The following is an 18,766-nucleotide window of genomic DNA, read 5'->3' on the forward strand; positions in this document are numbered from 1 at the left end:
ATGGAGGACACGGCGCGCCGCATCGCCCAGGCCCGGGTCAGCGACGAGGGCCGCGAGGGCGTCGCCGCCTTTCTTGACAGGCGCCGGCCGGGCTGGGCGGGATAGGCCAGACACGGCCGGGGGAGGCGATGACGGGTCCGGAACTGGAGATCGCTGCGGCGGACGCGGCTGCAGCTGAGGTCGGGGCGGGTTCCAGGGTCCCTGTGGCCTCTGGGGAGGCGTGCGCCAACTGCGGGGCCATCCTGCAGGGCCGCTTCTGTCATGCCTGCGGCCAGAGCGCCGACCTGCGCAAGCGCAGCATCCTGCATCTGGCCTGGGAAGTGGGCGAGAGCCTCTTTCACCTTGACGGGCGGCTGGCCCGCACCCTGCCCCTGCTCTTCTTCCGTCCCGGGAAGTTGGCGCGGGACCTGATCGACGGCCGGATCGCGCGCTATACGCCGCCCTTCCGGACCTTCCTGGTCGCCCTGCTGCTCTACATCTTCGCCGCCGAGTCGCTGATCCACCGCCTGCGCGTGGAGAGCGACCTGAAGGTCAATCCCCCTGCCGCGCAAGCGCCCGCCGGGGTGAGCCCGAATCCCGCCGCCGCCCCAACCCCGACGGAGGGATCCGCTGCGGACGCCGCCCGGGAGATCTCCAGCGCCCTGAAGAGCAATGATGTCGATGTGAACCTGTCCGGCCTCGGGCTTGGCGAGGCCGGGGAGCAGAGGGTCAGAAGTGGTCTCAAGACCGCTGCGGAGAACCCGGGTTACTTCCTGGTGGTCCTGTTCGGATGGGCGCACAGGCTGGCCTTCCTGCTGCTGCCCATCACCGCCGCCCTCCTGACGGTGCTTTACCTCGGCCGGCGGAGGATCTTCGTCTACGACCACATCCTCGTCGCCTCGAATCTTCTGTCCTTCACCCTCCTGACCAACGCCCTCGGACTGGTCCTGCCCGAGTCCGTCTCGCCATATTGGTTCCTTCTCCTGGCCGTCTGGACCCCGGTGAACATGTTCCAGACCCTGAGGGGCGCCTACGGGTCCGGGTGGCTGGGGGCGACCTTCAAGACCCTCATCCTCTGGCCGGGCAGCGTCCTGACCTTCGGCCTTCTGCTGGTCGGCCTCCTCGCCCTGACCATCATCCAGCTGTAGGGGTCCTGAGTGTTCCGCTCCGTCCTTGTCGCCAATCGGGGCGAGATCGCCCGCCGCATCGCCCACGCCCGGGTCAGCGACGAAGGCCGCGAGGGCGTCGCCGCTTTCCTTGACAGGCGCCGGCCCGGCTGGGCGGGATAGGCTGGATAGGGCCGGGAGGAGGCAATGACGGGTCCGGAACTGGAAGTGGCCGGCACAGACACGGCCGCCGGCCTCACGAAGGACGCAGGAGCGGGCGTCATTCCGGCGGGAAAAGCTTGCGCCAACTGCGGGGCCATCCTGCAGGGCCGGTTCTGTCACTCCTGCGGCCAGAGTGCGGACCGCGGAAAGCGGAGTGTGTTCCGCCTTGTCGCAGAGGGCGCCGGAAGCCTGGTCAACTATGACAACCGACTGTTCCGGACCCTTGCCTTGCTTTTCCTGAAGCCGGGGGTGCTGGCCAACGATATGATCGAAGGGCGGATTGTCCGCCACACGCCGCCCTTCAGGACCTTTCTCATTGCGGTCTCGGTCGTCATCCTGGCTTCCACCCTTGGGTTACGGCTTGCCGCGGAACCGCCGCAGGCTCAACCCCCCGCAGCGCATGCCCCTCGCGCCCTCCCGGAACCGACTGCGGACCCGGCGATAGTCAGCGAGGCGGACCTCAGGCAGATTCGTGAAAGTCTGATCTCAGAGCTGGGCCTTACCAGCGGCCAGGCCGATGCCTTAATGCGTGGGATCAAGGCGGCTATCAGTGACGAAACCCGGTTTTCAGCCTCACTCATCGACGGATTCGCAAAATTTCTTGTTTATATAATTCCGGGAATAACATCGATATTGGCGATACTTTATGCTGGAAGAAAAGATATATTTATTGAGGATCACTTTCGGGTGGCTTGTTATATTGCCTCCTTTTTATTGATTCCGATCATAATTCCAATAATTCTATCCGATCCTTGGGATACGTTCGCCGCCGTTCTGATAGCTATCTGGAACGCCTTCGGCATCAATCATGTTCTCAGAGTCGGCTACGGCTCGAGCGCGATCGGAGCATTCCTGAAGACCTGCGTGCTCTGGGCAGGCATCTACGGCGTCCTTCTGGCCCTCCTCCTGGGCGTTTTCTTCGTCACCCTCTTCGAGTTCTAGGCGTCGCCATGTTCCGCTCCGTCCTTGTCGCCAACCGGGGCGAGATCGCCCGCCGGATCTTCCGCACCGCCCGCCGGCTGGGGATCGAGACGGTGGCCGTTTGCTCCGACGCCGACCTGGAGGCGGCTCACGTGCGCGACGCGGACCGGGCCGTGCGTATCGGTCCGGCGCCGGCGGCGGAGAGCTATCTGTCCATTCCCGACCTGGTCGCCGCCGCCCTGGAGAGCGGCGCGGAGGCGGTGCACCCGGGCTATGGCTTCCTGTCCGAAACCGCCGCCTTCGCAGAGGCTGTGCAGGCGGCGGGCCTGATCTGGATCGGCCCTTCCCCGGCGGCCATCCGGGCCATGGGCCTGAAGGACTCGGCCCGCGAGCGGATGATCGCCGCCGGCGTGCCGGTGACGCCCGGATGGCAGGGGGACGATGGCTCGGAGGCCACCCTGCTGACCGCCGCCCGGGACCTGGGCTGGCCGGTCCTGATCAAGGCGGCGGCCGGCGGCGGCGGGCGCGGCATCCGCCGGGTGGACAATGGGGCGGACTTCGCCGCCGCCCTGGCGGCCTGCCGGCGCGAGGCCCAGGCCGCCTTCGGAGACGACCGGGTCCTGCTGGAGCGCTGCATCGAGGCGCCGAGGCACATCGAGGTCCAGGTCTTCGGCGACGCCCACGGCGGCCTCGTCCATCTGTTCGAGCGCGACTGCACCCTGCAGCGCCGCCGCCAGAAGGTGATCGAGGAGGCGCCCGCCCCGGGCATGACGGACACGGTGCGTGCGGCGGTCTGCGCCGCCGCCCTGACCGCCGCCCGGGCCGTCGACTATGTCGGCGCCGGCACGGTGGAATTCATCGCCGATGCCCGGGATGGTCTGCGCGCCGACCGGATCTGGTTCATGGAGATGAACACCCGGCTTCAGGTGGAGCATCCCGTCACCGAGGCGGTGACCGGGGTCGACCTGGTGGAGTGGCAGTTCCGCGTCGCCGCCGGCGAGCCCCTGCCCCTGTCCCAGGACCGGATCGCCCTGAACGGCTGGGCCGTGGAGGCCCGGCTTTGCGCCGAGATTCCCGAGCGGGGCTTCATCCCCTCCACCGGCCGGCTGGAGCACCTCGCCCTGCCGGAGGGGGTGCGGATCGACTCCGGCGTCGAGGCCGGGGACGAGGTGGGGCCGTACTACGACTCCCTCATCGCCAAGCTCATCGCCTGGGCGCCGACCCGGGAGGGGGCGACCGAGAGCCTTGCGGAGGCCTGCGCCGGGGTCGAGACCTGGCCTCTGAAGACCAACGCCGGTTTCCTCGCCCGGTGCCTCGATGATTCCGACTTCCTGGCGGGTCGGATCGACACCGGCTTCATCGAGGCCCGGCTGGCCCAGCTGGCGACCGCGCCAGCGCCTTCGCAGGCCCTCGTCAGCGCCGCCGCCGCCGCCCTTGCGGCGCTCTCGGCGGAGGATGCGAGCGCCCCCTCCCGCGACCTGGCCGGCTTTCGCCTCAACGCGCCGCCCCGCGGGCGGGTCCGGGTCTGGTGCGACGGAGAGCCGCTTTGGGCCGCCCTCGACTCCGCGCCTGACGAGGCCGACCTCCTCGACGCCGGCGGGTCCCTGGTCCTCTTCGAAGGCGGGGCGGCCTTCGCCTTCGCCGCAAGCCCACCGGACCGGGAGGGCGGCGCCGCAGCGGCGGGCGACGGCTCGGTCAGTGCGCCCCTGCCCGGCAAGGTCGTCGCCGTGCCCGTCGCCGAGGGCGCCCGGGTGGCCAGGGGCGAGGTGCTGGTGGTGATCGAGGCGATGAAGATGGAACACGGCCTGATCGCCCCCTTCGACGGAGTGGTCGAGGGCCTCTCGGCCGCCGTCGGGGACCAGGTGCGTGAAGGCGAGGCCCTCGTGCGGGTGAGGAGCGAAACGCAGTGACCCTGCACATGATCCGGCTCTGCGTCGGGTGCGACACCATCGAGGACCTGGTGGCCTGGCACCAGGACAGCCCCGATCCCTGGCCCCTGTTCACCCGCATGGCGCCGAAGCGCGCGGAGGAACTGCTGGATGGCGGGTCGCTCTACCGGATCTTCCGGGGCCTGATCCTCTGCCGCCAGCGCATCCTGTCCGTCGGTCGGGTGGAGGCGGGCGGGGAGAGTCGCTGCCGCATCGACCTCGAGCCGCGCATCATCCGCGTGGCGCCGACGCCCCGGCGGGCCTTCCAGGGCTGGCGCTATCTCGACCCGGCGGACGCTCCGCCCGACCTGGACGAAACCGGTGGCGGGGACCTGCCCGACGAGCTGGCCCGGCGGCTGCGGGAGGCGGGGGCTTGGTAGGTCCCCTCAGACCGCCATGTTGTCGATGAGCCGCGCCCGGCCCAGGCGGGCGGCGGCGAGGATCCGGCCCGCACGGCCGGGGGGCAGGGGGCCCGGGCCCATCCGCGACAGGTCGCCGGCATCCCGCACCTCCAGATAGTCGACGGGGCCGAAGCCGGCGGCCTGGACGCGGCCGAGCGCCTGCGCCTCGGCCTCCGCCACCGGGACCCCCGCCCGAAGGGCCAGGACCGCCTCGGCCAGGGCGGCGGCCAGCTCGGGCGCCCGGCGGCGCTCGTCCTCGGTCAGGTAGGCGTTGCGGGAGGACAGGGCCAGGCCATCCGCCGCCCGGGCGGTGGGCCCGCCGAGGATCTCGACGCCCAGGTCCAGGTCGATGGCGAGCCGCCGGATGACCTGCAGCTGCTGGTAGTCCTTCTCGCCGAAGATGGCGACGTCGGGCCGCACCTGGTTGAGGAGCTTGGCCACCACGGTGGCGACCCCGGCGAAGTGCCCCGGCCGGGCCTGACCGTCCAGGGGCTCGGAGACTCCGGAGACCGTCACCACCGTCGCGGCGCCCGGCGGGTACATCTCCGCCGCCGAAGGCGCGAACAGGAGGTGGCAGCCAGCGACCGACAGCTTTCCGGCGTCCCCCGCCTCATCCCGGGGATAGGCGGCCAGATCCTCGTTCGGCCCGAACTGGGTGGGATTGACGAAGATGGAGGCGACGACCCGGTCGCAGCGCGACAGGCCCAGACGCACGAGGGACAGGTGGCCCTCGTGCAGGGCGCCCATGGTGGGGACGAAGGCGATGGAGAGGCCCTCGCCCCGCCAGCCGGCGAGGGTCGCGCGCAGGTCGGCCACGCTGCGGACGACGGGGGGCGAGGGCATCGGGGACTCCATCGGGATTGCGCCGGGGCTTATGCCCCGGGGCGGGGCTCTGCGTCCATCCATCCACAGGCGATCCGTTCCGTTGCGTTGACGCCGGTGGGGACGGGGGACCACGCTGCGCCGCGCGGGAATCGGCCCGCGCCCTTCCGGGCGGCCCCGGGGACGGAGTTTTCGGATGACCGACGTCATCGTCGTGGGGAACGAGAAGGGCGGCGCAGGGAAGTCCACCCTCGCCATCCACCTGATGACCGCCCTGCTGCACGAGGGCGGCCGGGTCGGCGCCCTGGATCTGGACGTGCGTCAGCAGTCGCTGGGCCATTTCGTCGACAACCGCGCCGCCTGGCTGGCCGCCCACGGCGCGGAGGCGCCCATGCCCCAGATGGTGAGATTCGACGCCGCCATCGCCCAAGCGCCTGAGGACGAGGCCCGCGAACGACTGGACACCGCCTTCGAAACCCTATCGGGCTGCGACCTCATCGTCGTGGACACCCCCGGCGCCGACACCGTCCTGAGCCGCGCCGCCCATGCCCGGGCGGACCTGATCGTCACCCCCATGAATGACAGCTTCGTGGATTTCGACACCCTGGGGGTCGTGGATCCCGTGACCCTCGAGCTGAAGCGGCCGAGCCTGTACTCCGAGACGGTCTGGAACAGCCGCAAGGACCGGGCCCTTTCCTCGGCGCGCTCCATCGACTGGGTGGTGCTTCGCAACCGCCTCGCCCCCGCCGACGCCCGCAACCGCCGACGGGTGGACGAGCGGGTCCAGGCTCTGTCCCGCAGGGCCGGCTTCCGGGTGGGTCCCGGCCTCCGCGACCGGGTCATCTACCGTGAGCTCTTTCCGTTCGGTCTGACCATCGCCGACCTGTCCGCGTCCATCCGGCCCGTGTCCATGAGCCTGCAGCATGTCGCGGCCCGTCAGGAACTGCGCGACCTGATGGGCTTCCTGGGCCTGACGTCGGACGGCGCCCAGCTGGCCGCCCAATAGTGACCTGGCTGCTGATCGCTGCCGCTGCCGTCGCCCTGCTCGTCTGGGCGGGGCGGGGCGGCCTGAAGGCGCCGCGACGGGAGTGGCGCCTGATCGCCGGCGGCCTGGCCCTCACCGCGCTGGTGGCCGGGACGCTGAGCGTCATTCGGGGCGGATGGATCCTGGGTCTCATGCTTCTGTCCGCGGGTCTGGCCCTGGCCGGCCTCGCCCGGTCGCCGGCGCCGCGGTCCGGACCTGCGCCCTCCCCGCCGACGCCAGACGCCATGAGCCTGAACGAGGCGCGCTCGGTCCTGGGCGTCGGACCCGACGCCAGTCGGGAGGACATCCTGGAGGCCCACGCCAGACTGATCCGCCGGACCCACCCCGACGCCGGCGGCACGGACGGCCTCGCGGCCCATTTGAATGCGGCTCGCGACCGGCTGCTAGGCGGGTGAGGGCCTGGGCCTCCAAGGACATTCACGCGACAGGCCCGATCCTTCGGGTGTAGGGTCACTTCCGCCGGGCCTCGTCCCGGCCACCAGCAACCCGTGCGAGCCTAACGTGAAGCCTCCGTCAGACCCCGAACAGGAGCCCGTCTCCGCCCGCATCCGCGCCCGCATCAAGAAGGCCCGGAAGCGGTTTTTCGCCAACGACAATATCTCGGCCTACATCCGCGAAGGGGAGATCGACGACCTGCTCTCCGAGGTGGAGGGCAAGTTCCGCGAGGTGCTGAAGAGCCTGGTGATCGATACCGAGGCCGATCACAACACCCAGGACACCGCCAAGCGCGTCGCCAAGATGTACGTCACCGAGGTCTTCCGCGGCCGCTACACCGAGGCTCCGTCGGTGACGGAGTTCCCCAACGCCTCATCCCTGAACGAGCTGATGATCGTTGGCCCGATCACGGTCCGCAGCGCCTGCAGCCATCACTTCTGCCCGATCATGGGCCGGCTCTGGATCGGCTTGATGCCGAATGAGCACTCCAACCTGATCGGCCTGTCCAAATACTCGCGACTGGCCGAGTGGGTGATGTCACGGCCGCAGATCCAGGAGGAGGCCATCACCCAGCTGGCGGATCTCCTCATGGAGAAGGTCCGGCCGGACGGCCTGGCCGTGGTGATGGAGGCCGATCATTTCTGCATGCACTGGCGGGGGGTCAAGGACAGCGAGACCATGATGATCAACTCGGTCATGCGCGGCTCCTTCCTCAAGGACCACACCCTGCGTTCCGAATTCCTCTCCCTCATCAAGAACAGGACCTGATTCCCATGCTCGTGCGCTGTCTCTACGCCAGCCGCCCCGTCCAGCCCATGAACGGCGCGCTGCTCGACGGCATCCTCGAACAATGCCGCCGGAACAATCCCAGGCAGGGGATTACGGGACTCCTGTGCGTCGCCGACGACCTCTTCATCCAGTTGCTGGAAGGGGGCCGCGACGAGGTCTGCGAGATCTTCAACGCCATCGTCAGGGACGACCGGCACAAGCAGGTCCGCCTCCTTTCCTACGAGGAGATCACTGAGCGGCGATTCGGCAACTGGAGCATGGGGCATGTCTCCATTCCCCGGGTGAACCCCTCCCTGCTGCTGAAATACTTCAAGCGGGTGGAGCTGGACCCCTTCGACGGACCCGGCCAGGCGACGCTGGCGCTCCTGGGGGAGCTTGTCGCCACAGCGGCTATCGCGACCCGAGGCGAGTAGCGGCTTCGCCTTCGACCCTCAGGCGGCGGGCGGCAGGACCATGCAGGGCTGCCCACGGCTCTTGAGAGCCTTGCACGCCGCTCGCGCCGAAGTCTCGGTATAGCCTGCAAACCGCGTGCGCCAGGAGGTTCCGGCCCGCTCTGCACGTCCTTGGGCGCTGAAGTGGGCGGGGGCGAGCTTTTGGACGATGGCGGCCTGCTTGCGGGCGAGTTCCTGGGATTTGAAGGCGCCCACCTGGACCGACCAGCGGCCGGACTCCGGCCGCCCCGCCTGCCGAAGGCCGCTGGAGGCCGGATCGACGATCTCGAACCCGGAAAGGTTCCGCGGCGCCGGGGCGCTGGTCAGGACGACGCGATCCGGCGCAAGGGCTTCGGTGTCCGACCGGACCTGGGCCATCAGGGTGACCGGCGCCGGCTCGCTCTCGAAGCTGGCCTGGGCGAACTGGACCCGCTCGCCCCGGTCGCGCCGGGCGGCGAGGTCGAAGCCGGTGAGCAGCAGGCTTTCCATCTTGGCGTTGCGGCGGGCATTGGAGGGCCCCCCGAGGACGACCGCGATCAGGCGACGGTTCCCCTGGACGCCCGAGGCCGCAAGGTTGTAGCCGGAGGCGCTGGTGAAGCCGGTCTTCAGCCCGTCCGTCCCCGGCATCCGCCACAGGAGGCCGTTGTGGTTGTTCATCTTGCGGCCCTGGAAGGTGAAGGAGGGCTGGCTGAACAGGCTGTAGTGCTGGGGGAAGTCTCTCAGCACGGCCCGTGAGAGGATGGCGAGGTCCCGGGCGCTGCTGACCTGGCGGCTGTCGGGCAGGCCGGAGGCGTTCACGAAATGGGTGTTGACCATGCCGAGTTCGCGGGCCCGGAGGGTCATCATGGCGGCGAAGCGGCGCTCACTGCCCTCTCCCAGCTTCTCGGCCAGGGCGACGGCGATGTCATTGGCTGACTTGACCGCGAGGGCCTGCATGGCCTCTGACACGCTCAGGCTGGCGCCGACCGGCAGGCCCAGCTTGGTCGGGCTCTGGGCGGCGGCCCGGGCGGAAATCACCACCCGGTCCTCCAGCGAGATGCGTCCCGTCGAAAGGGCCTCGAAGGTCAGGTAGAGGGTCATGACCTTGGTGATGGAGGCCGGGTAACGAAGACTGTCCCCCCGCCGGGAGAAGAGGACCTCGCCCGTCTCGGCGTCCACGACCACGGCGGCGTAGCGCATCTCCGGGAAGGGCGGAGTTGGCGCCGCTGCAGCCGGACCGCCTGAAACCAGGACGCAAAGACTGGCGGAGAGGGCGGCCGCAAGTACGGCGATCCGGCTCAGTAGGGAAGGACGTCGAGCGGCTGTCGGCAAGTCAGGCGTCCCTGGCGTCTCCGGCGCGGCCGGCGGGTTTCAGGATGAGCCGCCATACTAGTCGGCGACGCCTTGCAGGAAAGTAAATTTCGCCCGACCCGGCTTCACAGCCTGTTTATGTTGCAGCGCACAATCCGCTTGACTGCTGCAGTGCAGCATGAGATATCGCAGTGCAGCTTAACCACACCTGTGCGGGTTTCGCCCGCAGAGCCCCATCGACAGGAACGCCGCCATGGCCGCCGCCAAGACCGCCGCCGACAAGATCGCCAACGCTGGCAATGAAGCCCTCCGTGACGCCATGGAGAAGAGCATGTCCGGCCTGAACGACCTGACCGCCCATTCCCGCAAGAACATGGAGGCCGTCATCGCCTCGGTGACCGCCACCGCCAAGGGCGCAGAGGCCCTCGGCGCCGAAACCGTCGCCTTCTCCAAGGCCGCCGTCGAGCGCCAGACCGCCGCCGTCCAGTCCCTCGCCGGCGTGCGCAGCGTCCAGGACTTCATTGAGGTTCAGACCGACCTGGCCAAGACTCACATGGAGGCCTGCGTGACCCAGATGGGCAAGACCACCGAGCTCATGACGGCCCTGTTCCGCGACGCCTACCAGCCCTTCAGCGTCCGCATGACCGCGGCGGTGGAGAGCCTGCAGTCGGGTCGTTGACCCGGAGGCCCTGAGGGCCTCTCCGATACAGCGGCGGCGCGGTTCCCGGTCGGGGGCCGCGCCGCTTTCGTTTGACTTGCGGCAGGGGCCTGTGGAAGTCGGGGGACCATGCTCCCCACCCTGAGGCAACTGCAGTACCTGAAGCTCCTCGTCGAGCACGGCGGCTTCGGCAAGGCCGCCGAGGCCGCGCACGTCACCCAGCCGACCCTGTCGGCCGGCATCCAGGAGCTGGAGAAGATCCTGGGCGCACCGGTGGTCGACCGGGCCCGCTCGGGCCTGATCCTGACCGATGTCGGCGCCGCGGCCCTCGCCAAGGCGCGGGTCATCCTGAATGAGGCCGATGAACTGGTCCAGGCCGCCCGCAGCGCCGGGCAGCCCCTGACGGGCCGGTTCCGCCTCGGCGTGATCCCGACCATCGCTCCCTTCCTGTTACCGCGGGCCCTGCCTCTCCTGCGGAGCCGGTTCCCCGACCTCAGGCTCTACCTTCGAGAGGACCTGACCCAGAGGCTGATCTCGGCCCTGAAGTCGGGTCACCTCGACGCCGCCCTCATTGCCCTGCCCTTCGACATGAACGGCCTGGACAGCGCTCACGTGGCCCAGGACGAGATCCTGGCCGCCCTGCCCCCTGGCCATCCCCAGGCGGACCGGGACCGGATGCGCCCGTCCGAGCTCCAGGATGAGGACCTGATCCTCCTCGAGGATGGACACTGCCTGCGCGACCACGCCCTGGCCGCCTGCGGCCTGCGTCCGCCCCGCCAGACCGACGCCGAGGCGACCTTCGCCGCCACATCCCTCCCGACCCTCGTGCAGATGGTGGGGTCCGGACTGGGGGTGACCTTCCTGCCCTCCATGGCGGTCTCCGCCGGGCTCACGGACGGGACCTCCATCGAAATCCGCCCCCTCCAGGCCGCCAACCCGAGCCGGGAGATCGTCGTGGCCTGGCGGTCCGGCTCGATCCGGGGCGCCGAGGGCCGGCTCCTGGCCGAGACCCTGCGCCAGGCCTGATCAGTCCATCAGCCGCTGGGCGAGATAGACGTAGTGCCGCGCCCAGCGGCGGGCGTTCAGGTCCGGATCTGAGTCGTTCGAGTGTCCGCCCAGGGTCTGCTCGTAATACAGGTAGGGAACCCCAAGCGCTTCCAGGCGCGCCGCGAACTTGCGGGCGTGACCGGGGTGAACCCGGTCGTCACGGGTGTTGGTGGTGATGTAGGCCTCGGGATAGGTGACCCCCGGCTTGAGGTTCTGGTAGGCCGAGTAGCGGGCGATGAAGGCGGCGTCGGTCGGGTTGTCCGGGTCGCCATACTCGCCCACCCAGGACGCCCCAGCCGAGAGCTTGTGATAGCGTAGCATGTCCACCAGCGGGCTCTCGACCACCACGGCGTTCCAGAGTTCCGGGTGCTGGGTCATGGAGACCGTGGTCAGGACCCCGCCGTTTGACCGCCCGTAGATGCCCAGGCGGCGTGGCGAAGTCAGGCCGCGGGCCGTCAGATCCCGGGCGACGGCGGCGAAGTCGTCGAAGGCCAGCTGCCGCTTCTCGCGCAGGACCGACTGGTGCCAGGGGGGCCCAAACTCGCCACCACCGCGGATGTTGGCGATCACATAGGCGCCGCCCCGCTCAAGCCAGAGCCTGCCCATCTCCGGAAGGTAGATCGGCGGCTTGGCGATCTCGAAGCCGCCGTAGCCGTACATCAGGGTGGGGGTGGAGCCGTCCCTGCGCGCGCCCTTTGGCGACACCACGAAGTAGGGGATCCGGGTCCCGTCGCTGGACGTCGCCCAATACTGGGCGATGGACGCCCCGTCCGCCGAGAAGCGTGGCGGCAGGGCGGCGATCCGCGTCGTCTCGCCGGTGGCGGCGTCGACGCGCCAGAGCGAGGGCGGTTCGAGGAAGCCCTCGGCGGAGACCATCAGCACGTCGTCCGTCTCGCTCGCAGCGACGATCTCGAAGGTGGCGTCCTTCGGCAGGGCGAGGCGCTCTGACGTCCATCGACCGCGCGCCATGTCGAACACCTCTACGGCGCCCTTGACCTCGTCGAGCAGGTTGATCGTCACCAGGCCCGCCGTGACGCGCACATCCTGCACCGCCTGCCGGGGGCCGGGGGCGAAGACGAGCTCGGGCGCCCGGCCCGGATCGTCCCGATGCAGGGCGATCACTGAACCTGCACGGAAGCCCTTCCAGTCTTCCTTGATGGTGAAGATCATCCGGCCCTGGGCGGAGCCCTGGTAGGTCGCCTGGAGCGGCAGGGGCAGGCGGATCAGTTTCCCGTCCCGCCAGAGGCTGAATTCGGACCTGAAGAACTCCACGGCCCGGTTGATCACCAGGCCCAGGCTGCGCCCGTCCTCGCTGCGCAGGACGCTGGCCGACGCGGCGACATCCGAGGCTCGCCCCCGGAATACCTCCCGGGTCTCTCCGCGCCGGTTAACCGTACGGATGACATAGGGGTAGCCCGAGGCTGTCACGTCACCCGCCGACCAGTCCCTGGCGACGACCAGGGTATCGGCGTCGAGCCAGTCGAGGGTCTGCTTGAAGGCGGGGAAGCGGAAGCCGCCGTCCACGAAGGCGCGGCGCGCGACGTCGAATTCACGCACCTCCACGGCGTCGCCGCCGCCATCGGACAGCCGCACCAGGCACAGGGTCGCGGCGGGCGGAAGGCAGATCGCGCCCTTGAAGATCCAGTTGCGGCCCTCCGCCTTTGACAGGGCGTCGAGGTCCAGAAGGGTCGTCCACTCCGGCCGGCCCGCCCGGTAGGCGGCCTCGTTCGTTGTGCGCCAGACGCCCTGCACCCGCCCGGCGTCCTGCCAGAGGTTGTCTACGGCCCCGCCCCGAAGTTCTGGCCAGGCGATCCTGTCCGGGGCGGTGAAGATGGCCCGGGCCTCACCGAGGAAGGCGGCGTACCGGGGATCGGCCTCCAGAACGCCGGCGGTCCGGACGTTCTGCCGTGCGACCCAGTCCAGAGACCGGGGAGACTCGATCTCCTCCAGCCACTGGAAAGGGTCTTCCGCCCGGGCGATGCCGGGGGCGCCTGTGAGGGCGAGGACGAAAACGAGCAGGCGCGAGGCCTCGGCCAAGGATCGGAAGCGGGTCTTCATGGACCTGTTTTTGCGCAAAGATCGGCGAATGTCTCCTGAAAGTCGCCTGCGGCGCCCTGCGAGACTATATTGCGCCCCATGGACCGCCCCTTCAGCAAGATGAACGGCCTGGGCAACGACTTCATCGTCGTGGACGCCCGCAGCCGCGCCTTCGAGGCCGACCCGGAAACGATCCGGCGTCTGGCGTCGCGGTCGGAGGGGATCGGATGCGACCAGTTCGTGCTCATCGGCGCTTCGGAGTCGGCGGACGCCTCGATCCGGTTCTGGAATCCTGATGGCGGCGAGGCTGGCGCCTGCGGCAACGCCACCCGCTGCGTGGCCTGGAGGCTGATGGAGGAGTCCGGCGCCGGACAGGTAAGCCTCGAGACCGCCGGTGGGCGCCTGGAGGCCTGGCGCCGGGGGCCGATGCGGGTGGCTGTGGACATGGGGCGCCCGCGGCTGAACTGGCGCGCCGTGCCCCTCGCAGGACCCGCGGACACCCTCGCGGTGGATGTCCCCGAGGCGGGGCGCCTGGGTCCGGCGATCTGCCTGTCCATGGGCAATCCCCACGCCGTCTTCTTCGTCCCCTCGGCCGAAGCGGCCGAGGTCGGGCGGATCGGTCCCGCCGTCGAGGCCAGTCCCCTCTTCCCGGAGAGGGTGAATGTCGGATTCGCCGAGGTCCGAAGCCGGTCCGAAGTCCGCCTGCGGGTCTGGGAGCGGGCGGCTGGCCTGACCCGGGCGTGCGGCTCCGGCGCCTGCGCCGCCCTGGTCGCCGGCGTTCGGAGGGGTCTCGTCGACCCCGCGGCGCGGCTGGGGCTGGATGGCGGCGACCTGGAGATCGCCTGGCGCGCCGACGGCCATGTCCTCATGACCGGCGACGTCGAGGTCGAGTTCGAGGGCTGGCTGCCATGAGCGGGTCCGAGGTCCGCGTGGTCACCTTCGGCTGCCGTCTCAACGCTTATGAGAGCGAGGTGATTCGCGCCCGCGCCGCCGAGGATGGCGTCACCGACGCCGTGGTCTTCAATACCTGCGCCGTGACCGGGGAGGCGGTGCGCCAGGCCCGTCAGGCCATCCGCAAGGCCCGCCGGGAGAACCCCGGCGCGCGTCTGATCGTCACTGGATGCGCCGCCCAGATCGAGCCCGGAACCTTCGCCGCCATGCCCGAGGTCGACCTGGTCCTCGGCAACGCCGACAAGGCCCGCCCGGGCGCCCTCTCACCCCAGGCCGAGGGGCCGCGGGTGCGGGTCAACGACATCATGAGCGTGCGCGAGACGGCGGGCCACCTCATCGCCGGGGTCCGCGACCGAGCCCGGGCCTATGTCGAGGTCCAGAACGGCTGTGACCACCGCTGCACCTTCTGCGTCATACCCTTTGGCCGGGGGAACTCGCGCTCTGTTCCCGCCGGCGAGGTGGTGGAACAGGTCCGCCGCCTGTCCGCCGAGGGTTGCCGGGAGGTGGTGCTGACTGGCGTCGATGTCACCAGCTGGGGGGCGGACCTGCCCGGCGCCCCCACCCTGGGTCAGCTGGCCGGCCGGATTCTGCGCCTGGTCCCCGACCTGCCGCGCCTGCGCCTGTCCTCCATCGACGCCGCCGAGATCGATCCTGACCTGATGACCCTGCTGGCGGAGGAGCCCCGGCTGATGCCTCACCTGCACCTGTCCCTGCAGGCCGGCGACGACATGATCCTGAAGCGGATGAAGCGCCGTCACAGCCGGGCCGACGCCCTGAAGCTCATCGCGGCGGTGCGCGCCGTCCGCCCGGATGTCGCCTTCGGCGCCGACCTGATCGCCGGCTTCCCCACCGAGACCGAGTCGATGTTCCGCAACACCCTCGACCTGGTGGACGAGGCGGGCCTCGCCTTCCTGCACGTTTTTCCCTACAGCCCGCGCCCGGGGACGCCGGCGGCCCGCATGCCGCCGGTCCCGAAGGCCGAGGTGCGTGAGCGCGCCGCCCGCCTCCGCGCGGTGGGCGAGGCCGCCCTAGCCCGACATCTGGCCTCCCAGGCCGGGCGGGAGCTGCAGGGCCTCGTCGAGCGCCCAGGACTGGCCCGGGCCGAGGACTTCTCCGAGATCGCCTTCAGCGGCGATATTCCTGCAGGCGAGATCGCGACCTTCCGTATCGCCGGCGAGGACGGTCGGCGGCTCCTGGCCGCACCCGGCCCTAGGATCGCAGCCAGTCCGCCGCTAGAAGCCCTGCATGACTGAACCCAAGACAGGCTGGTTCCAGCGGCTCACCGGCGGTCTCGCCCGGACCTCCCGCGCCCTGACCGAGCAGGTGGCCTCGACCTTCACCAAGCAGCCCCTCGACCAGGCGCGCCTCGACGCCCTGGAGGAGATGCTGATCGAGGCCGACCTTGGACCCAAGGCCGCCGCCCGGATCACTGAAGGCTTCGCAGCCGCCCGCTTCGGCAAGGCGGTGGACGAGGCCGAGGTCCTGGAGGCCCTGTCCGAGGCCATCGCCGGCGAGCTGGCGGGACATGAGGGCCGCTTCGACCCCCTGTCCGGGCCCCGCCCCTACGTGGTCCTGTTCATCGGGGTCAACGGCTCGGGCAAGACCACCACCCTCGGCAAGATCGCCGCCGACCTGAACCGGCGCAGGGCCAAGGTCCTGGTGGTGGCGGGGGACACCTTCCGCGCCGCTGCGGTGGAGCAGCTGAAGGTCTGGGCCGAGCGCGCGGGTGCGGATTTCCTGAGCCGGCCGACTGGATCGGATGCTGCGGGCCTCGCCTTTGACGCCGTGGAAAAGGCCCGGGCGGAAGGCTACGACGTCGTCCTGATCGACACCGCCGGAAGGCTCCAGAACAAGCAGGGCCTGATGGACGAGCTGCTCAAGGTGATTCGGGTGATCAAGAAGGTCGATCCCGACGCCCCGCACGAGACCCTGCTGGTGCTGGACGCCACGGTGGGCCGAAACGCCCTGGCCCAGGAGAACATCTTCGGCAACCAGATCGGGGTCAGCGGCATTGTCATGACCAAGCTGGACGGTACGGCCCGTGGCGGAGTCCTGGTTCCCGTCGCCCAGGCTTCGGACTCGCCGATCAAGCTGATCGGGGTGGGCGAGGGGATCGACGACCTGCAACCCTTCGACGCCCGGGCCTTCGCTCGCTCGGTGGTCGGACTCGGGGAGGGCTGAGACATGTCGGAAGGCGCAGGCGGCGCGCGCCGCTGGATCTCGAGTCTGGTGGACTACGGCTGGCCCCTGGGCCTGATCATCGGCTACCTCATCACCCGCGACATGGTGCTGGCCAGCTGGGGCCTGGTGGCCGGGGCCGCCATCGCCCTGGCGACGGGTTACATCCTGGAGCGGCGGATCGCCCCCATGCCCCTGGCCGCCGGGGTCCTGGCCCTGGTCTTCGGCCTCCTCACACTGGTCTTCAAGGACCCGCGCTTCGTCTACGTGAAGCCGACGGTGACCTCCCTCGCCTTCGGCCTGCTTCTCCTCGGAGGGATGGCCATCCGCCGCAACCCCCTGAAGATGCTGCTGGGCTCAAGCCTGCCCATGCCGGACGAAGGCTGGCGGAAGCTGACCCTCCGCTACGGGGTCTTCTTCCTGGTCATGGCGGGGGTGAACGAGGTGATCTGGCGCACCCAGCCAGAGGCGGTCTGGCTCGGCTTCCGGTTTCCCGGTTCCAGTCTGATCCATATCGCCTTCGGCATCGCCCAGGCGCCCCTGATCCTGCGCTATGCCCGGATGGAGGAGACGCCGCCCCCACCGGTGGAGTAGCCTGCCTGGCCGACACGGCCCCTCAGGAGCTCGCCCATGTCAAGGAAACCGTCGCCCTCCGAGACCTCCGTCAGCCACCTGTTGCACAGGGCCGTCCAGATCGCGGCCGACCTGCATGCCGAACAGGCGGGCCCCGAGGGGCTCACCCCCCGCCAGTTCGCCATCCTCGCCGCCGTCGCCGAGACCGAGGGGGCCACCCAGAGCCAGCTTGTCCGCAGCACCGGCGTGGACCGGTCCACCCTGGCGGAGCTTCTGACCCGGCTGATGGTCCGCGGCCTGGTCTTGCGCCTGAAGTCCGAGGGCGACGCCCGGGCCAACCAGGTATCCCTCACCGAGTCCGGCAGGGCGGTCCTTGCGGCGGCCCAGCCCCTTGCCGCGTCCGCGGACCTCGCCCTCCTGGCCCGGTTGCCGGAGGACCGCCGCGCACGTTTCCTGAAGGACCTGCGCCGGCTCGTCGCCGGCGCCGCCCCGGGAGAGAAGGCCAAGGGCAGGAAGAAGAGGAAAGGCGCCCGGAAGGATGGCGAGTCTCCGGCTCCGGAGACGACGCCCGGGTCCGGGAGCTAGACCCGGATATCCACCAGGGAGCCCGGGCGCGGCGTCCGGACCGGGCGGCTCGGGTCGCTCTCGGGCTCGGGTCTTGAGTCGGATGTGGCGGTTGAAGACGGCTCTGGGCTCGATCCCTCCGACTTCGGAGGGGCGCTGTTTCTGCTCGCAGACATCAGTCTGCGGGCGAACTCCGGAAGGCCAGCCGCCTCCGACGCCCGGTTGGGCGGGATGGGTGGAGTCTGGGGCGGACCGGAGCGCAGGGCGGTGACCATCAGGGCCTCGAAACAGGGTTAACGAGGTCCGAACCTGTCTGCGCCGGGTTCAGGAAGGGTTAACGGCGGACCTCGGCCGCGAGCCGCCGGGCGTCGTCCTCGGTAAGGGGGGCGGAAATCTTGTCGATGATGCGCCCCGCGCCGTCCACCAGGTAGGTCTCCGGGACGCCGGACACGCCCAGGTCGATCCCGGCCCGGCCCTGCCGGTCCACCAGGACGCGGGTATAGGGATCGCCGGTGCGGGCCAGGAAGGCCCGGGTCTTGGCGGGTTCATCCTTGTAGGCGACCCCGATGATGGGCACCCCCTGGTCCTTCAGGGCGACGAGAATCGGCGCCTCGATTTCGCAGGGTGCGCACCAGGAGGCGAAGACGTTGATCAGGTATGGTCCCTTTCCAGGGGCCGCGAGGGTATCGGGCAGGCCATCCGCCAGGGTCGGCAGGGTCACTTCCGGGACCGGCTTGCCGACCATGGCCCGCGGCAGGTAGCGGGGGTCATCGCGCAGGCCGAAGAAGGCGAAGAGCAGGCCGAGGCCCAGGAGCGCCCCCACTGGCGCCAGGGCGAGGACGCGCCTCAAGGCTGCATCTCCGGACCCGGCTCGGCCTCCCGGACGCGAGCCTCCAGGGCCTCAGCGCGTCGCCGCCAGCGGCGGGTGAAGACCAGGCTGAAGACCGCCAGTCCGCCTAGGCCGGCGGCGCTGAGCCCGTAGGACATCCAGATGTAGAAGCCGTAGGGGCCGGGATCGAGGTCAAGCATGGATCACCTCGCCAGCCGCGCCTCGGCGGCGGCGGCCCGGCGTCGCCAGACCTCGCCGCGGATCCGCACCAGCCACAGCGCTCCGAAGGCGGCCATGTAGGACAGGCTCATCAAAAAAAGGGGTATCAGGAAGACCGTCGCCGCGCGGGACCCGCCTGCGGCGAACACCGTCCGCCCCTGGTGCAGGGTGTTCCACCACTCCACCGACCAGTGGACGACCGGCACGTTGACAAGGCCCACCAGGGCCAGGATGGCGGCGGCCCGGGCGCCCTTGGCCTCGTCATCCAGGGCGGCCCGCAGGGCCATGTAGGCGAGGTAGAAAAGAAACAGGACCAGGACGCTGGTCAGGCGCGCGTCCCA

21 protein-coding genes and 2 pseudogenes are annotated in these 18,766 nt (G+C 70.0%); 17 read left to right on the forward strand and 6 right to left on the reverse strand.

What is annotated here, in order from left to right; all coding sequences use genetic code 11:
* The 6 genes and pseudogenes from IM632_RS04305 to IM632_RS04330 form a co-directional block, all read left to right on the forward strand.
* A pseudogene (locus IM632_RS04305) lies at positions 1-105 on the forward strand (enoyl-CoA hydratase/isomerase family protein); the annotation flags it as partial.
* Positions 106-128: 23 nt separating this feature from the next.
* The gene (locus IM632_RS04310; RefSeq protein ID WP_296552045.1) at positions 129-1,127 is read left to right on the forward strand and encodes a DUF3667 domain-containing protein; all 999 of its coding nucleotides are present in this window, start codon (positions 129-131) and stop codon (positions 1,125-1,127) included.
* 42 nt (positions 1,128-1,169) lie between these two features.
* A pseudogene (locus IM632_RS04315) lies at positions 1,170-1,268 on the forward strand (enoyl-CoA hydratase/isomerase family protein); the annotation flags it as partial.
* A gap of 24 nt (positions 1,269-1,292) precedes the next feature.
* The gene (locus tag IM632_RS04320; protein WP_296499207.1) at positions 1,293-2,249 is read left to right on the forward strand and encodes a DUF3667 domain-containing protein; all 957 of its coding nucleotides are present in this window, start codon (positions 1,293-1,295) and stop codon (positions 2,247-2,249) included.
* 8 nt (positions 2,250-2,257) lie between these two features.
* A complete protein-coding gene (locus IM632_RS04325) occupies positions 2,258-4,138 on the forward strand; it encodes a biotin carboxylase N-terminal domain-containing protein (RefSeq protein ID WP_296481629.1) in 1,881 nt (626 codons plus the stop codon).
* Entirely contained in the window at positions 4,135-4,536 is a 402-nt protein-coding gene (locus IM632_RS04330; protein WP_296481632.1) for a DUF1489 domain-containing protein, read from the forward strand. The genes IM632_RS04325 and IM632_RS04330 overlap by 4 nt, the downstream gene beginning before the upstream one ends.
* 6 nt (positions 4,537-4,542) lie before the next feature.
* On the opposite strand, the gene panC is transcribed toward IM632_RS04330, so the two are convergent.
* Positions 4,543-5,400: a pantoate--beta-alanine ligase gene (panC, locus tag IM632_RS04335; protein ID WP_293513169.1), complete on the reverse strand. Its 858-nt coding sequence runs from the start codon at positions 5,398-5,400 to the stop codon at positions 4,543-4,545.
* 175 nt (positions 5,401-5,575) lie between these two features.
* Here panC and IM632_RS04340 point away from each other — a divergent pair, with 175 nt between their 5' ends.
* The 4 genes from IM632_RS04340 to IM632_RS04355 all read left to right on the forward strand — a co-directional run bounded on the left by IM632_RS04340 (position 5,576) and on the right by IM632_RS04355 (position 8,061).
* Positions 5,576-6,385 carry a division plane positioning ATPase MipZ gene (locus tag IM632_RS04340; protein ID WP_293513167.1) on the forward strand — a complete coding sequence of 270 codons (810 nt, stop codon included), beginning with the start codon at positions 5,576-5,578 and terminating at the stop codon, positions 6,383-6,385.
* Positions 6,385-6,819, forward strand: coding sequence for a molecular chaperone DnaJ (locus tag IM632_RS04345; protein ID WP_296481635.1), 435 nt, complete (start codon positions 6,385-6,387; stop codon positions 6,817-6,819). The genes IM632_RS04340 and IM632_RS04345 overlap by 1 nt, the downstream gene beginning before the upstream one ends.
* Positions 6,820-6,925: 106 nt before the next feature.
* Entirely contained in the window at positions 6,926-7,627 is a 702-nt protein-coding gene (locus IM632_RS04350; RefSeq protein ID WP_296499204.1) for a GTP cyclohydrolase I, read from the forward strand.
* Positions 7,628-7,632: 5 nt separating this feature from the next.
* Positions 7,633-8,061, forward strand: coding sequence for a BLUF domain-containing protein (locus IM632_RS04355; RefSeq protein ID WP_293513161.1), 429 nt, complete (start codon positions 7,633-7,635; stop codon positions 8,059-8,061).
* Positions 8,062-8,079: 18 nt separating this feature from the next.
* Here IM632_RS04355 and IM632_RS04360 read toward each other — a convergent pair whose 3' ends face one another.
* Positions 8,080-9,390, reverse strand: coding sequence for a D-alanyl-D-alanine carboxypeptidase (locus IM632_RS04360; protein WP_296520685.1), 1,311 nt, complete (start codon positions 9,388-9,390; stop codon positions 8,080-8,082).
* Between the two features lie 232 nt (positions 9,391-9,622).
* On the opposite strand from IM632_RS04360, the gene phaP reads away from it, so the two are divergent.
* Positions 9,623-10,048: a phasin family protein gene (gene phaP / locus IM632_RS04365; RefSeq protein ID WP_296525229.1), complete on the forward strand. Its 426-nt coding sequence runs from the start codon at positions 9,623-9,625 to the stop codon at positions 10,046-10,048.
* 108 nt (positions 10,049-10,156) lie between these two features.
* Positions 10,157-11,053 (forward strand): hydrogen peroxide-inducible genes activator, encoded by an 897-nt coding sequence (locus tag IM632_RS04370; RefSeq protein WP_293513155.1) that lies wholly within the window; start codon positions 10,157-10,159, stop codon positions 11,051-11,053.
* Here IM632_RS04370 and IM632_RS04375 read toward each other — a convergent pair whose 3' ends face one another.
* Positions 11,054-13,132 carry a prolyl oligopeptidase family serine peptidase gene (locus IM632_RS04375; protein WP_296499201.1) on the reverse strand — a complete coding sequence of 693 codons (2,079 nt, stop codon included), beginning with the start codon at positions 13,130-13,132 and terminating at the stop codon, positions 11,054-11,056. It abuts the gene before it with no gap.
* Positions 13,133-13,210: 78 nt separating this feature from the next.
* On the opposite strand from IM632_RS04375, the gene dapF reads away from it, so the two are divergent.
* The 5 genes from dapF to IM632_RS04400 are packed head-to-tail and all read left to right on the forward strand — an operon-like array spanning position 13,211 to position 17,398.
* Complete coding sequence (gene dapF / locus IM632_RS04380) at positions 13,211-14,023, forward strand: diaminopimelate epimerase (RefSeq protein WP_296481650.1); 813 nt, start codon at positions 13,211-13,213, stop codon at positions 14,021-14,023.
* Positions 14,020-15,315 (forward strand): tRNA (N(6)-L-threonylcarbamoyladenosine(37)-C(2))-methylthiotransferase MtaB, encoded by a 1,296-nt coding sequence (gene mtaB, locus IM632_RS04385; RefSeq protein WP_296481653.1) that lies wholly within the window; start codon positions 14,020-14,022, stop codon positions 15,313-15,315. The genes dapF and mtaB overlap by 4 nt, the downstream gene beginning before the upstream one ends.
* Positions 15,308-16,243 (forward strand): signal recognition particle-docking protein FtsY, encoded by a 936-nt coding sequence (ftsY, locus tag IM632_RS04390; protein ID WP_296481655.1) that lies wholly within the window; start codon positions 15,308-15,310, stop codon positions 16,241-16,243. Before mtaB ends, ftsY begins: the two co-directional genes overlap by 8 nt.
* A gap of 3 nt (positions 16,244-16,246) precedes the next feature.
* On the forward strand, positions 16,247-16,834 hold the full coding sequence (locus IM632_RS04395; protein WP_296481658.1) for a septation protein IspZ: 588 nt from the start codon (positions 16,247-16,249) through the stop codon (positions 16,832-16,834).
* A gap of 36 nt (positions 16,835-16,870) precedes the next feature.
* Positions 16,871-17,398 (forward strand): MarR family winged helix-turn-helix transcriptional regulator, encoded by a 528-nt coding sequence (locus IM632_RS04400; RefSeq protein ID WP_296552047.1) that lies wholly within the window; start codon positions 16,871-16,873, stop codon positions 17,396-17,398.
* A gap of 313 nt (positions 17,399-17,711) precedes the next feature.
* Here IM632_RS04400 and IM632_RS04405 read toward each other — a convergent pair whose 3' ends face one another.
* The 3 genes from IM632_RS04405 to ccsA form a co-directional block, all read right to left on the reverse strand.
* The gene (locus IM632_RS04405) at positions 17,712-18,227 is read right to left on the reverse strand and encodes a DsbE family thiol:disulfide interchange protein (RefSeq protein WP_296521726.1); all 516 of its coding nucleotides are present in this window, start codon (positions 18,225-18,227) and stop codon (positions 17,712-17,714) included.
* A complete protein-coding gene (gene ccmD / locus IM632_RS04410; RefSeq protein WP_296481664.1) occupies positions 18,224-18,406 on the reverse strand; it encodes a heme exporter protein CcmD in 183 nt (60 codons plus the stop codon). The genes IM632_RS04405 and ccmD overlap by 4 nt, the downstream gene beginning before the upstream one ends.
* Positions 18,407-18,409: 3 nt before the next feature.
* On the reverse strand, positions 18,410-18,766 hold a 357-nt coding region (gene ccsA / locus IM632_RS04415), incomplete at its 5' end, for a cytochrome c biogenesis protein CcsA (protein ID WP_296552048.1).

It is taken from the genome of Phenylobacterium sp., assembly GCF_020402505.1.
Classification (GTDB): domain Bacteria; phylum Pseudomonadota; class Alphaproteobacteria; order Caulobacterales; family Caulobacteraceae; genus Phenylobacterium.

Coding starts and splice junctions, on each gene's coding strand:
- IM632_RS04310 (WP_296552045.1), top strand. CDS start 129: ATGACGGGTCCGGAACTGGAGATCGCTGCGGCGGACGCGGCTGCAGCT.
- IM632_RS04320 (WP_296499207.1), top strand. CDS start 1,293: ATGACGGGTCCGGAACTGGAAGTGGCCGGCACAGACACGGCCGCCGGC.
- IM632_RS04325 (WP_296481629.1), top strand. CDS start 2,258: ATGTTCCGCTCCGTCCTTGTCGCCAACCGGGGCGAGATCGCCCGCCGG.
- panC (WP_293513169.1), bottom strand. CDS start 5,400: ATGCCCTCGCCCCCCGTCGTCCGCAGCGTGGCCGACCTGCGCGCGACC.
- IM632_RS04340 (WP_293513167.1), top strand. CDS start 5,576: ATGACCGACGTCATCGTCGTGGGGAACGAGAAGGGCGGCGCAGGGAAG.
- IM632_RS04355 (WP_293513161.1), top strand. CDS start 7,633: ATGCTCGTGCGCTGTCTCTACGCCAGCCGCCCCGTCCAGCCCATGAAC.
- phaP (WP_296525229.1), top strand. CDS start 9,623: ATGGCCGCCGCCAAGACCGCCGCCGACAAGATCGCCAACGCTGGCAAT.
- IM632_RS04370 (WP_293513155.1), top strand. CDS start 10,157: ATGCTCCCCACCCTGAGGCAACTGCAGTACCTGAAGCTCCTCGTCGAG.
- IM632_RS04375 (WP_296499201.1), bottom strand. CDS start 13,132: ATGAAGACCCGCTTCCGATCCTTGGCCGAGGCCTCGCGCCTGCTCGTT.
- dapF (WP_296481650.1), top strand. CDS start 13,211: ATGGACCGCCCCTTCAGCAAGATGAACGGCCTGGGCAACGACTTCATC.
- mtaB (WP_296481653.1), top strand. CDS start 14,020: ATGAGCGGGTCCGAGGTCCGCGTGGTCACCTTCGGCTGCCGTCTCAAC.
- ftsY (WP_296481655.1), top strand. CDS start 15,308: ATGACTGAACCCAAGACAGGCTGGTTCCAGCGGCTCACCGGCGGTCTC.
- IM632_RS04395 (WP_296481658.1), top strand. CDS start 16,247: ATGTCGGAAGGCGCAGGCGGCGCGCGCCGCTGGATCTCGAGTCTGGTG.
- IM632_RS04400 (WP_296552047.1), top strand. CDS start 16,871: ATGTCAAGGAAACCGTCGCCCTCCGAGACCTCCGTCAGCCACCTGTTG.
- ccmD (WP_296481664.1), bottom strand. CDS start 18,406: ATGCTTGACCTCGATCCCGGCCCCTACGGCTTCTACATCTGGATGTCC.